The sequence below is a fragment of the Pseudomonas sp. PS01270 genome (genome assembly GCF_029959775.1).
Classification (GTDB): domain Bacteria; phylum Pseudomonadota; class Gammaproteobacteria; order Pseudomonadales; family Pseudomonadaceae; genus Aquipseudomonas; species Aquipseudomonas atacamensis.
Genome location: NZ_JASCPT010000140.1, coordinates 1 through 13,199 on the forward strand (window position 1 = coordinate 1; position 13,199 = coordinate 13,199).

Annotated in this window: 8 protein-coding genes; 3 read left to right on the plus strand and 5 right to left on the minus strand. The window is 62.3% G+C overall.

Annotation, left to right across the window (positions count from 1 at the left end):
* Positions 1 to 254 precede the first annotated feature (254 nt).
* On the plus strand, positions 255 to 1,364 hold the full coding sequence (locus QMX86_RS24525) for a DUF3182 family protein (protein WP_282387899.1): 1,110 nt from the start codon (positions 255 to 257) through the stop codon (positions 1,362 to 1,364).
* The gene (locus tag QMX86_RS24530) at positions 1,354 to 2,112 is read left to right on the plus strand and encodes an alpha/beta fold hydrolase (protein WP_042610641.1); all 759 of its coding nucleotides are present in this window, start codon (positions 1,354 to 1,356) and stop codon (positions 2,110 to 2,112) included. Before QMX86_RS24525 ends, QMX86_RS24530 begins: the two co-directional genes overlap by 11 nt.
* Positions 2,113 to 2,208: 96 nt before the next feature.
* Here QMX86_RS24530 and QMX86_RS24535 read toward each other — a convergent pair whose 3' ends face one another.
* Genes QMX86_RS24535 through QMX86_RS24550 form a run of 4 tightly spaced genes read right to left on the minus strand, consistent with a single transcriptional unit; the run spans position 2,209 to position 6,183 of the window.
* Positions 2,209 to 3,195: a lysylphosphatidylglycerol synthase domain-containing protein gene (locus QMX86_RS24535; RefSeq protein WP_024014510.1), complete on the minus strand. Its 987-nt coding sequence runs from the start codon at positions 3,193 to 3,195 to the stop codon at positions 2,209 to 2,211.
* Positions 3,192 to 4,466, minus strand: a complete 1,275-nt coding sequence (gene clsB / locus QMX86_RS24540; RefSeq protein ID WP_073475752.1) for a cardiolipin synthase ClsB — start codon at positions 4,464 to 4,466, stop codon at positions 3,192 to 3,194. The genes QMX86_RS24535 and clsB overlap by 4 nt, the downstream gene beginning before the upstream one ends.
* Positions 4,463 to 5,260 carry an endonuclease/exonuclease/phosphatase family protein gene (locus QMX86_RS24545; protein ID WP_282387279.1) on the minus strand — a complete coding sequence of 266 codons (798 nt, stop codon included), beginning with the start codon at positions 5,258 to 5,260 and terminating at the stop codon, positions 4,463 to 4,465. Before QMX86_RS24545 ends, clsB begins: the two co-directional genes overlap by 4 nt.
* On the minus strand, positions 5,257 to 6,183 hold the full coding sequence (locus QMX86_RS24550) for a DUF72 domain-containing protein (RefSeq protein ID WP_282387281.1): 927 nt from the start codon (positions 6,181 to 6,183) through the stop codon (positions 5,257 to 5,259). Before QMX86_RS24550 ends, QMX86_RS24545 begins: the two co-directional genes overlap by 4 nt.
* 387 nt (positions 6,184 to 6,570) lie before the next feature.
* On the opposite strand from QMX86_RS24550, the gene QMX86_RS24555 reads away from it, so the two are divergent.
* A complete protein-coding gene (locus QMX86_RS24555) occupies positions 6,571 to 8,673 on the plus strand; it encodes a mechanosensitive ion channel family protein (RefSeq protein WP_041477679.1) in 2,103 nt (700 codons plus the stop codon).
* A gap of 114 nt (positions 8,674 to 8,787) precedes the next feature.
* On the opposite strand, the gene QMX86_RS24560 is transcribed toward QMX86_RS24555, so the two are convergent.
* Complete coding sequence (locus QMX86_RS24560; protein ID WP_282386930.1) at positions 8,788 to 13,074, minus strand: DEAD/DEAH box helicase; 4,287 nt, start codon at positions 13,072 to 13,074, stop codon at positions 8,788 to 8,790.
* Between the last annotated feature and the right edge of the window lie 125 nt (positions 13,075 to 13,199).

Genomic DNA, 13,199 nt, shown 5'->3' on the forward strand with positions numbered 1-13,199 from the left:
GCGCTGGATCCACAGAATTGTAGTCGGCTGACACTACGCTTTCGCGAGCAGGCTCGCTCCCACAATGATCGCGGAGATTATGAGAGATCGTGCAATTTGCCGGAGTTTTGCCCGCTGTCGTGCAGTTTGAAACAGGCGTGATGCCAGCACAGTCACGGCAAGCTCCCGATTATCGGGCGGTTCGGGGGGATCGTTGATTGGCCTGATCTCTGCAATTTCCTTTGAGAACCCATCGACTGATGCAAGGGGAACGCATGACCCCGACACCCAGCAAAAAAATTGTCGTGGCCCATTCGGTGCGTGCCGAGGCGCCGCAACATGAAGTCGAGACCAACAAGGCTCTGGCGCGCTGGTTGGCGCAGATTCTCGGTTGCAAGTTCGGCGGCAGTTACGACCCGGCCAAACATTCGGGCCGCGACCTCTATCTGCTGCCGACACAAACCATCGTCGGCGCGGCCCACGCGCAAGCACTTGGCATCAACGGCCCCGATGACTTGTGGGGCGGTTACGTCGAATACGATTTCATCTGCACCAAAGCCATCAGCCACGGTTTGCGCAGTCATCTGGCGCACGCGCCGCAGGGCTGGTCGCCGCTGTTTTCGGAGCGGGTGCGCAACGTTGTGCTCGACGGTCTCAGCGTATTTGCCCTGGAAGATGCACGGCCCGCCGCCGAACATCTGCTGTACGCCGGGCCGATTCGCTTGAAGCCGGTTCACGCTTGCGCCGGTCGCGGTCAGGAAGTGATCAAAAGCCTCGACGCGTTCGATGAGATCCTCGCGCGACCCGAGGCGCAAAATCTGTTCACGGACGGCGTAGTGCTGGAGCAGGACTTGAGCAACGTCGTCACCCACAGCGTCGGCCAGTCGTTCATCGGCGGCAAAGTGTTGAGCTACTGCGGTGATCAATACTTGACCGAGGAGGGCCTGGGCGAAAAGGTCTACGGCGGTTCGAATCTGCTGGTGGTGCAAGGGGGCTATGACCAATTGCTCGCGCTGGATCTGCCTGATGATGTGCGTCTGGCCATCGAGCAGGCGCAGGTCTTCGACAGTGCCGCCAACGAAGCTTACCCGCGCTTCTTCGCCTCGCGGCGCAATTACGATATCGCCCAAGGCCTCGACGCCAGCGGCAACCCGCGCAGCGGCGTGCTCGAACAATCCTGGCGCATGGGCGGTGCCAGCAGCGCTGAAGTGGCGGCGCTGCAAAGCTTCGTCAACGATCCACAGATGCGCGCCATCCGTGTGTCGTCGGTGGAAACCTACATCGATCAGGCGCTGCCGGCGGACGCCATCGAGGTCTATCGCGGCCCGGCGGAAAACAGCGCGTTTCTTCTCAAATATGTGACGGTCCAATCCTATGACGGCTAGAAGCGAAAGCATTCAAATCGACATTGATGACGAACAGATGAGCGGGACTTTTCTCAGTCCCAAATCGAAAGTCCCGGGGGTGTTGTTTGTTCACGGTTGGGGCGGCAGTCAGGAACGTGATCTGGAGCGGGCCAAAGGTATCGCCGGCCTGGGTTGCGTATGCCTGACCTTCGACCTGCGCGGGCATACCGGCGGCACCGGAATCCCGCTGACCCGCGTGACCCGTGAAGACAATCTGCGTGACTTGCTGGCGGCCTACGATCGCCTGCTGGCGCACCCGGCCCTCGACACTTCGGCGATCGCCGTGGTCGGCACCAGTTATGGCGGTTATCTGGCCTCGATCCTGACGTCACTGCGCCCGGTGCGCTGGCTGGCGCTGCGCGTGCCGGCGCTGTACCGCGACGAGCAGTGGCACACGCCCAAGCGCGATCTGGACAAGGCCGACCTGCGCGATTATCGCAATACGCTGGTGCGCGCCGACAGCAATCGCGCCCTGCATGCCTGTTCGCAATTCACGGGCGACGTGCTGTTGGTGGAATCGGAAACCGACGACTTCGTGCCCCACGCGACGATCATGAGTTACCGCGCCGCCTGTCAGCAGACTCACTCGTTGACCCATCGGATTATTGATGGCGCCGATCACGCGTTGAGTGATCCGGTTTCGCAGCAGGCCTACACCTCGATCTTGGTGGACTGGATTACCGAGATGGTGGTGGGGGAGCGGTTGAGCATTATCCAATCCAGATGATCTGTCGCGAGTACCGGCCCCTTCGCGAGCAGGCTCGCTCCCACGAACTGTGGGAGCGAGCCTGCTCGCGAAAGGGCCATCCGCTGCAATGCATGGTCAGGAAGGTTTCTTCTCGATCCGCAACGCCTTGGCCTTGGCTTCCACCACCAGATACATCACCACCGTAATCAACAGCGGCAGCAGAAAATAAATCGCCCGATACGCCAGCAATCCCGCGACCAGACTGCCGCGCGATGCCTCGTGCTGCAGCAGCGCCACAAACACCGCCTCCAGCACACCCAGCCCCGCCGGAATGTGCGTGATGACCCCGGCAATCGCGCTGATCAACAGCACGCCGAGCACCAGCGGATAATCCAGTTTGCTTGGCAGCAGAGTGAAGATCACCGCCGCCATCAGCGACCAGTTCAGCGCGCCCAAAAGCAATTGCAGCACCGCCATGCGCAGCGACGGCAGGTTGATTTCCACGCCGCGAATCGACCACTCGCGGCGCTTGGAAAACTGACACGCCGCCAGATAGCCGGCGCTGACCAGCAGCAATAACACACCGACCAGTTGCAAGGCCGAACTGCTGAGTTTCCAGCCCGGTGGCATCGTCACCAGACCGCTGCTGAACACTACGCCAGCGATGGTCATGTAGCCGAACCAGTTGGTTGCCAGGCTCAGGCCGAGAATCTTGGCGATGTTGCCTTTGCTTACGCCCAGCCGCGAATACAGGCGATAGCGCATGGCGATGCCGCCGACCCAGGCGCTGAGATTGAGGTTGAAGGCGTAACTGATGATGCCCACCGGCAGGATCTGCTTCCAGGTCAGGTCCTGACGAATGTAGGTGCGGCCGATCAGGTCGAAACTGGCGTACACCAGAAAGCTCAGCAGGGTCAGGCTGGCGGCGATGATCAGCGTGCGCACCTTGAAATCGGCAAGGGTCTCCAACACCTCGGCCCATTCGATGCGGGTGGCGAACATCGTCAGCAGGACGATCAGCGCGAGGAAAAACAGGATGGTCAGCGGACGTTTCCAGCGGCTCCATTTCGACGGCGCCGCTTGTGCCGAATGGCTATCGGAGTGCACTTCGGAATGACTCATGGACGCGCACCTCGGAAAGGCTTCAGACGCGGTTTATGCGCCGGCAGCCAACCGGCCATGGCCGGGAAGTGCCGCAGGAAGTGGAACACAAGAAAACCCACGGTCATGTGCCAGATGCGCCCGCGCGGCAACAGCTTGGCGTCCATGGCTTTGCAGTGGTTCTGGCTGAGGTCTTCGAGGCGTTCGTACAGGTGCTGATTGAATGCGCGGTCGCGGATCAGCACGTTGGCTTCCAGGTTCAGCGACAGGCTCAGCGGGTCGAGATTGCTCGAGCCGACGGTGCTCCAGTCTTCGTCGACCAGCGCGACCTTGCCGTGCAGCGGGCGCTGGCAGTATTCGTGAATCTGCACGCCGGCGCGCAGCAGATAATCGTAAGTCATGCGCGCTGCCAGTTTCGCCACGAGCATGTCCGGCTGGCCCTGCAGGATCAGCCGCACCTCGACGCCACGGCGGGCGGCGTTGCGGATTTCGCGCAGCAAACGGTAGCCGGGAAAGAAGTAGGCGTTGGCGATGATCACCCGGCGCTTGGCCTTGCGCAGCACCTGCAAATACACGTCTTCGATATCGGTGTTGTGTTGATCGTTATCGCGGAACACCAGGCGCACCTGGCCGTCGTGGTCGGTGAAGGCCATTTCCTCCAGACGCTGGCGCCGGCGCTGCCACCAGAACCGCGCGCGTCCGGGACGACCGCTTTGCAGCAGGGCGAAGTGATGGATATCGGCGACCACCGGGCCCTGGATCTCCACCGAATAATCCTGCTTGGCTTCAGGGCCGAAGTCGGCCAGGTGATCGCCGGAAAAGTTGATCCCGCCGATGAACGCGATCAAGCCGTCGACCACCACGATCTTGCGGTGCAAGCGGCGGAACCAGTTGGTGCGGATGCCCAGGTGCTTGGGCGCCGGATCGAAGATCTGCAAATGCACGCCAGCATCGCTCAAGGCCGACAGATAGCCAGTGCTCAGCTCGCCACAGCCGAAGCCGTCGAGGCTGACCGTGGTGCGCACGCCGCGCTGGGCGGCTTCGATGAGGATCTGCTGCAACTCGGCGCCGACCTTGTCTTCGAAAACGATGAAGGTCTCCAGCAGAATCTCGCTCTTGGCTGCGCGCATCGCTTCGAACACGCGGGGGAAATATTCCTCGCCGTTCTCCAGCAGCTCTACGCGGTTGTTGCTGTGCCATTGATACTCGACGTCAACGTGGCCGGGCTCGCGCACCGGCGGGTTCAGCGGGACCGGGTCGACGGCAGATTTTTCCAGTGGCGCACTGTTCATAGTTCAATCTCCACCGATAACGGTGCGTGGTCGGAAAGGTGTGACCAGGGCCGGTTGGTCAATACTTTTGGCCGGCTGGCCTTGAGGTTGCGTACGTAGATGCGGTCGAGTCGTAGCGCTGGCAGCCGCGCGGGAAAACTGCGCGCCGGCTTGCCGTACTGCTCGGCGAACACTTCGCGCAGGCCACAGGGCTTGAGCTGCGCATCGGCACGCTGGCGCCAGTCGTTGAAATCGCCAGCGACGATCACCGGGGCATCGGCGGGCAATTCGGCGAGACGTTGCATCAGCAGATCCAGTTGCGCGTTGCGGTGGCTCTCGCGCAGGCCCAGATGCACGCAGATAGCGTGCACTTCGGTGCCGTCGCCAGGCAGGCACAGCACGCAATGCAACAGGCCGCGGTTTTCATGGCCGCTGATCGACACGTCGAGGTTGTCGTGGCGGATGATCTGGAATTTCGACAGCAGCGCATTGCCGTGATCGCCCGCCGGGTACACCGCGTTGCGCCCGTAGGCGAACTGCGGCCAGAGGCTGTCGGCGAGAAATTCGTATTGCGGCATCGTCGGCCAGTTGTCGTAGCGTTTCGGATGCTGCTCGTGCGTGCCGTGGACTTCCTGCAGAAACACCACGTCGGCGGCGACGCTGCGCACCGCTTCGCGCAGTTCCGGCAGAATGAAACGCCGGTTCAGCGCAGTGAAACCCTTGTGGGTGTTGACCGTCAGTACGGTAAATGTGCGCACCGAGGGCGCAACCACGGAGCCTTCGTCGGTGAAACCGACCGGTTCGGGAATACTCATGACAGAACTCCTTCTGCGGCAACTTGCCCTGGAGTCGTGGCGAGGTCTTTATCGAGGTCGAAGTGCTGCAAGAGGTTGCGTGCGTCGTAGGGCGCGCGGACTTTGATGTCGTTGTCGAAGTAGCAGAACACTTCGCGGGATTTGCGCGCGCGGGGTTTCAGGCGTGGCGCTATCAGGTGGGCGTCCTCTGGCTGTTTACCGTGATGCCAGGCGTCGATGCGCTCGGCCCAGCGCTTGAGCGCTTGTTCGGAATAACCGCTGGCGTATAGCTCTTCAGCGCCGTGCAGGCGTAGATAGACAAAATCGCTGGTGAGGTCTTCGCGGTACGGCCATTTGCCGGCGGTGTCGGCGACCACCAGCGCGGTGTTATGGCGCTTGAGCAGGCGTACGAACTCCGGGTCGATAAAACTCTCGTGACGAATTTCCACGGCATGGCGCAACGGCTTTTTACTCCAGGCTTTGACGCTGGCGTGGCCGGGCAGATGCGAATCGTGCTGGCGGGCGAGGGCTGCTGCGGCTTGGGTGTCGTGGGGCAGTTGCGCGAGAAAATGGTCGAAACGCTCGGCGTCGAATTTGAAGTTTGGCGGAAACTGCCAGAGGATCGGCCCGAGTTTTTCCTTCAACTCCAGCACACCCGAGGCAAAGAAATTCGCCAGCGGTTTTTCGATTTCGCGCAAACGGCGCACGTGGGTGATGAAGCGCGGCGCCTTGACGCTGAACACGAAGTCATCAGGGGTTTCGGCGTACCACTGGGCGTAACGTTCAGGGCGTTGCAGGGCGTAGAACGATCCATTGATTTCAATGCTGTTGACCGCGCGGGAGGCGAACTGCAATTCGCGCTTCTGCGCCAGTCCCTTCGGGTAGAAATCCCCGCGCCACGGGGCGTAGCGCCAGCCTGAAATACCGATGTGAATCGTCGCCATCCCATCCTCCCGTAGAAAGTCCTCGTGTTGCCGATGTTCTGTGATGACTGCGGCGGGGGCGGGAAAGTTTCGGTGGCGTTACGGACGGTCGCGGGTGAAGCGAAGATCAAGAGCTTACCCCCTCACCCCAACCCTCTCCCCCAAGGGGGCGAGGGGGAAGGGAGCAGATCTTCATGCCTCCTGAAATCGCGTACGACTGTGAAGGGAGCAGATCTTCATGGTCTTCAGGACTTGAGTTCGACTCAAGACGTGCAGTTGGTGATTTTGGTCATGCAACTCGGTCGGCTCCCTCTCCTGGGGGAGAGGGCTGGGGTGAGGGGGCTCTTGAACTTGCCGCGCAATTACCGATCAGTTCCTTACCAGGGTCAGCCACGGGAGATCGGAGCTTTGCGCAATTTCAGGATCGCCATTCTGCTGGGAGCGCTGCTGTGCTTGGGCGTCAACACATCGCAAGCCGTCGCGCTGCCGGGCGTTCCGGCTGCCGCCGATACGGCGGAAAAACCTGCCGAACCGGAACCGCTGGTGCAGGGTGGTCTGCTCGGGGCGATCAGTACGAGCATCGACGATGTGCAGGAAAAACTCGATCTCAACGAACACCTGGTCGATGCCTGGCGGCTGCGCGCTGACCGCGCGGCGGATGAGGTCGATCGGCTGGTCAAGCAACCGTCGAACCGCTCGGGCTGGAGCGTGGCCGGGGATTTCCTTACGTTGTCGGGAGTGTGGCTGGGCAGTTTCGCCCTGCTGACCGTGCTCGGCAGTCTGTTGGCCAAGCGTCTGCGTGAGGGCCGCTGGTTGCGCACCCGCCAGCGCAGTCAGGATCTGCTCGGCTATGTGCTGCCGTACACCGTGCCGGCGCTGATCTGCCTGCCGCTGACGCTGTATGTCAGCCATTTTCTGCAAGCTTCGGTGGGCCGTGCGCTGGCGTTGTGTCTGGCCTATGCCACCAGCAGCGGCATCTTTTCCACGTCGATGTTGTTGTGCGTGGTGGTGATGTTCAACGTCGGCCACAAGCGCGCCGCCGCGCGAATCATCCGTGAATACTGCCCGCGCCCACTGTTCCTGATCGGCTTTCTCGCCGCCCTCAGTGATGCCCTGACCAGCCCGCAGATCGCCCGACAATTGGGCGGCAATATCACCAGCAGCATCGCCGTGTTCACCGGGCTGATCGCCTCGGTCATCTTCGGTTTGCTGGTGATTCGCCTGCGCCGCCCGGTGGCGCATCTGATCCGCAATCGCCCGCTCGCTCAGCGTTTGAAACAACCGTCGCTACAGGAATCGCTGCGGATATTTTCCGGGCTGTGGTACTGGCCGATCGTGCTGATGGTGCTGGTCTCGGCGGTCAGCCTGATCGGCATTGGCGAGGACAATCAGAAAGCCCTGCGCTGTGCCTTGTTCACTACCGTGCTGCTGATCGCCACAGTGTTTCTCAGCACCGTGTTGCAGCATTTGTTCAAATCACGCAAGGCCGAGGCGATCCAGCGCAGCAGTGCCTACAAGGAACGTTTTCTCAGCCTGTTGCATGCGTTGCTGCGGATCGTCATGGCGATTGTGTTCATCGATATTCTCGGGCGGATCTGGGGCGTGTCGCTGCTCGATTTCGCCCAGAGCAGCACTGTCGGGCGAGCGATCAGCAATGCCTTGAGCAGCATCGGCCTGATCTTCCTGGTGACGTGGCTGCTGTGGGTGGTGCTCGACACGGCGATTCAGGAAGCGCTGAAACCTCCGCTGAGCAAACGCGCGGCACGCCAGCCGAGCACACGGGTAAAAACCATCCTGCCGCTGTTGCGCAATGCGATCAAAATCATCCTTGTGGTGATCTGCGCGATTACCACCATGGCCAACCTCGGCATCAATGTCGCGCCGCTACTGGCCGGTGCGGGCGTGGTCGGTCTGGCGATCGGTTTCGGTTCGCAGCAACTGGTGCAGGACGTCATCACCGGGTTGTTCATCATCATCGAAGACACCCTGTCGATCGGCGACTGGGTGGTGCTTGATTCCGGCCACGCCGGCACCGTGGAAGGCCTGACCATTCGCACCTTGCGCCTGCGTGATGGCAAGGGTTTTGTGCACTCGGTGCCGTTCGGCCAGATCAAGGCTGTGACCAACCAATCCCGCCAGTTCGCCTTCGCATTTTTCTCGGTGCAGTTCACCTACGACACCGACGTCGACAAGGCCATCGAGCTGATCCGCGAGGCCGGCGATTCTATCCGTGAAGACCCGTTCCTCAAGTACAACCTGCAAGGGCCGCTGGATGTGTTTGGCGTGGACAAAATGGACTTGAACGGCGTGGTGTTGACGGCGCAATTCCGCACGGTGTCCGGTGGCCAATATGCGGTGAGCCGCGCATTCAATCAGCGCTTGAAGAAGCTTGTGGATAACACACCGAATGTGCATTTTGCGCAGACTTATCCACAACAGGTTCTGTTGCCTAAGCGGCAGGAGGAAGGGGCGGTGGTTGCGGGTGAGGTGCCGCAGGAGTCGCGGACCTGAAGCATGATTTTGGGGTGCAGGGCCGGCCATTCGCGAGCAGGCTCGCTCCCACAGGGGAAACGGGATTGAACTGTGGGAGCGAGCCTGCTCGCGAAGACGCCGGTGCGAACACTTTCAATGCCGGATCAGCTTGGCATGCAGTTGTCCCATGGCTATCGGATCCAGCTCTACCCAAACCTGCTGCTTGCCGGCAATCACCGCCGCCACCGGCACCCCATCGCGATACACCAGCCGATTGCTCACCAGCGCCGGCACTTTCACCCCGGGCAACAACGTCCCGGCCAGATTCAATGGATCAACCCCACACACCGCCACCAGGCTGCCGTCCTGCGGGCGTCGGCGTACTTCGCGCAGCAAGGGAATGGCTTCGGGCAAGGCAAACTGCTCGCCAGCCAGACCACTGACAAATCGCCCGCCACGAATCTCGCCCCGCGCTTCCAGACGATGAAAGGTGCGCAGCAATTCCCGCCAGCTCGGCAGCCAGTCCGCTTCGCGTTCGAGCAAGCGCCAGAACACCACGCCGTAGCGGCGCAGCAGGGTCATGGCGACGTGTTCGAGTGTCTCGGCGGCATCTGCTGACGAACCCCGGCGCAGCAATGCCCAGCGTCCAGCATCGTCCATGCCGCCGATAAACGCCCCGCGTCCGCGTCGACTGCTGCGCTGCTGGCGCTTGCTTGCGGGAGTGATCAGCGCGCGCAGACCGGCGAAGCTGTCGGCGTTCACCAAACCTGCGGCGACCAGTTCCTGCAAGGCGATTTCCAGTTCGCTGCGCAGCAGGCGCGCTTCATGAATCAACTCATCGAAAAACAGCGCGCCATGCTGACTCAGCGCCTCGAAGACTTTCTGTGTTTTCGGCGATAACTCACTCACTGGTGTCTGTTCTGCCAATGCACTCCACAGACCCACTTGGCTGCGCGGCAGCAGCACAATCGGCGTACTGCGCAATGCCGAGCCGCTGACCTTCTGCCGCGCATTGATGCGCGTCCACACCAGTTTGCCGTTGCGGCACAGTTCATCCAGCCAGCTCGGCGAATAGTCCTTGAGGCGCGCCGGCAGGATGTCGCTGTCCCACGCCGAAGCTGCCGCCGGGTAACCTTCGAACTGGCCGACAATCGCCGGCAGCACCGCGCTGCCCTGACCTTGGGTGGCCGGCGTCAGATGCTGCCAGTCGAACAGAAAACGCATGAAGTCCTGCAATGCCACCGGTTCGATTTCCCGGCGCAGGCGCTTGACCGTGTAGCGATGGATGCGCGCCAGCAGATGGCGTTCGCACCATTCTTCAATCGCGCTTTTCGGCGTGAACTGGCCGCGCAAGACGTAGCCTTCACGCTCCAGTTGCGCGAGGGCCTGATTGACTTGCGCGGCTGGCAGCGCGAGCGGCTCGGCAATGGCGGGCAACGGGATTGGCCCAAAGGCACCGAGGCGGGCGCGGATCACTTCGACCAGCGCTTCATCGAATGTCCACGCCTCGTTGAATCCGGGTAGCGCCACTGCTGCGCTCGCCAACGTGGCTTGTGGATAAAGTGCCTGCAGGCAACTCAGGCGTTCGCGAGCCAGCCACAACTGATGCTCGGCGTCGATCTGCAACCGGCAGGCGCGGCCGCTGGCCATCAGCGTTTGCAGCCAGTCCGGCCAACCCGCGTTGGCGCGCGCTTCGGCGTCACTGATGCAGGCGAGGCTCATCAGCGCTTCGTGCATTTCATCCATGGAATTGGGCGACGGCCAGGCTTCTTCGCGCACCGCCGTGATCGCGTCGGCGTCCAGCGCGCCGAGGTCATCGGTCGACTGCGGATCGCTCCAGCGCCGGTTGATCACCGCTTGGGTGCGGCGTTCCTCAAGCGGCGCGTCGTCGAGAAACGTGTACGGCCGGGCGCTGAGGATTTCTGCCGCCAGTGGCGACGGTGCCGGCAAATCACGGGCGATCAGGCGCACCTCGCCACGCTCCATGCGCCGCAGCAGGGTCAGCCAGCCTTCGCTGTCCATCGCTTCATGCAGGCAATCGTCGAGGGTCTGTTCCACCAACGGATGTTCGGGGACTTCGCGCTCGCCGGCGAGGTTTTCCAGGCAGGCGATCTGGTCGGGGAAGACGCTGGCGATCAGGTCTTCGCTTTTCATCCGTTGCAGCTGCGGAGCGACTTTGCGCCCGCCGGTAAAACGCGGCAACGCCAGCGCCACCCCGGCATTCCAGCGCCAGCGCACGCCGAACAACGGAGCATCAAGCACGGCTTGAATGAGCGTGTGTTCAGCGCTGTTGCTGTGCAGGTAACGCCAGACTTCGTCGAGCTCGAAGCTGTGACTGGTGGACAGCGACAGCACGATCGCGTCTTCGCTGGCGGCGGCCTGCAATTCGAAGTTGAAGGTGCGACAGAAACGCTTGCGCAGGGCCAGGCCCCAGGCGCGGTTGATGCGGCTGCCGAACGGCGTGTGGATGATCAGTTGGGTGCCACCGGACTCATCGAAAAACCGCTCCATCAACAGCGTGTCCTGCGAGGGCAGGGCGCCGAGGGTTTGCCGCGCGCGCGCCAGATATTCGACCAGTTGCTCGGCGCTGGCGAGGTTGAGGCCGAGTATGGTGGTCAGCCAGTCGAGCGCCGGTTGCAGATTACCGGGGCTGGCGCTGAGCAATTCGTCCAACTGCGCTTGCAGGCGCGCGACGGCCGCCGACAGTTCATCACTGCGCCCCGGCGCTTCGCCGAGCCAGAACGGAATGGTCGGCGGCATGCCCTGCGCATCCTCGACGCGCACTTTGCCGCTTTCTACCCGCAGGATGCGGTACGAGGTATTGCCGAGCTGGAACACGTCGCCGGCGATACTTTCCACGGCGAAATCTTCGTTGACGCTGCCGATGTTCAAACCCTGCGGTTCGAGCAGCACGCTGTAGTCGGCGTTGTCCGGAATCGTGCCGCCACTGGTCACGGCGGTCAGTTGCGCGCCCCGCCGGCCACGCAAGGTGCGACTGACGGCATCGCGGTGCAGGTAGGCGCTGCGGATGCCCTGGCGGCCGTTGTAACCCTCGGCGAGCATGCTCAGCAGGGCCTGATAGTGTTTTTCGTCGAGATCGCGATACGGCCACGCTCGGCGGAACATCGCCAGCAACGCGCCCTCCGACCATTCCTGGCAACTGACCTCGGCAATGATCTGCTGCGCCAGCACGTCCAGCGGTTTTTCCGGAATGTGCAGCGTATCGAGCTCGCCCCGGCGCACGCAGTCGAGCAGGGCGGCGCACTCGATCAGGTCATCGCGGGTGGTGGCGAACAAACGACCCTTGGGCGTGCCGCCGACCTGATGTCCGGAACGGCCAACCCTTTGCAGAAACGCAGCAATCGAACGCGGCGAACTGATCTGGCAGACCAGGTCGACTTCACCGATATCGATGCCCAGTTCCAGTGATGCCGTGGCGATCAGCACTTGCAGCTCGCCGCGTTTGAGCCGTTGTTCGGCGTCGAGGCGAAACTCCTTGGCCAGGCTGCCATGGTGCGCCGCCACGGCCTGCTTGCCGAGGCGCTCGCTCAGATGCCGGCTGAGGCGCTCGGCAAGGCGTCGGGTGTTGACGAAAATCAGTGTGGTGCGATGCTCGCGAGCGAGTTCGGCGAGGCGCTCGTACACCAGTTCCCAGACATCATTGGCCATCACCGCCGACAGCGGCACCGGCGGCACTTCGATGCCCAGATCCCGAGGGCGGGCGTGGCCAATGTCGACGATTTCGCAGGGGCGATCCTGACCGACCAGGAACTGCGCCACGGCTTCTACCGGTTTCTGCGTGGCGGACAGGCCGATGCGGGTCAGCGGTTCGGCGCACAACGCTTGCAGCCGTTCAAGGCTCAAGGACAGATGACTGCCACGCTTGCCGGCTGCCATCGCGTGGATTTCGTCGATGATCACCGTGCGCGTGGTGCCGAGCATCCTGCGCCCGGATTCCGAGCCAAGCAGCACGTACAGCGATTCCGGCGTGGTGACCAGAATGTGCGGCGCGGTCTTGCGCATGGCGGCGCGGTCTTTCTGCGGCGTGTCGCCGGTTCGTACGGCGGTAGTGATGGTCAGCTCCGGCAGGCCCATCTCGCGCAATTGCGCGGTAATGCCGGCGAGTGGATTCTGCAGGTTGATCTGAATGTCGTTGGACAGTGCCTTCAGCGGCGAGACATAGACCACCAGGGTTTCGGCGGGCAAACCATCGGGCTGTTCCAGACCTCGATGGACAAGCTCATCAAGCACGGCGAGGAACGCGGTCAGGGTTTTGCCCGAGCCAGTGGGCGCGGCGATCAGCGTCGACCGGCGCTGGCGGATCAACGGCCACGCACGGGCCTGAGCGGCGGTGACCTCCGGGAAAGTCTTGTTGAACCAGGCGCTGACAGCGGGGTGAAAACCGGCCAGCGCACTGTTGGCGGGGAGGGGCAGATTCATGACTGAAGTTATGCGGGCGGGGGCGGGAAGATGCAAGTACCGCTGGGGATCTTCAGCGACAGTCAGGCCCTCATCGTCGGCAAGCCAACTCCCACAGGATTCATGCCTGGCACAAAACCTGTGGG

Coding starts and splice junctions, on each gene's coding strand:
- QMX86_RS24525 (WP_282387899.1), top strand. CDS start 255: ATGACCCCGACACCCAGCAAAAAAATTGTCGTGGCCCATTCGGTGCGT.
- QMX86_RS24530 (WP_042610641.1), top strand. CDS start 1,354: ATGACGGCTAGAAGCGAAAGCATTCAAATCGACATTGATGACGAACAG.
- QMX86_RS24535 (WP_024014510.1), bottom strand. CDS start 3,195: ATGAGTCATTCCGAAGTGCACTCCGATAGCCATTCGGCACAAGCGGCG.
- clsB (WP_073475752.1), bottom strand. CDS start 4,466: ATGAACAGTGCGCCACTGGAAAAATCTGCCGTCGACCCGGTCCCGCTG.
- QMX86_RS24545 (WP_282387279.1), bottom strand. CDS start 5,260: ATGAGTATTCCCGAACCGGTCGGTTTCACCGACGAAGGCTCCGTGGTT.
- QMX86_RS24550 (WP_282387281.1), bottom strand. CDS start 6,183: ATGGCGACGATTCACATCGGTATTTCAGGCTGGCGCTACGCCCCGTGG.
- QMX86_RS24560 (WP_282386930.1), bottom strand. CDS start 13,074: ATGAATCTGCCCCTCCCCGCCAACAGTGCGCTGGCCGGTTTTCACCCC.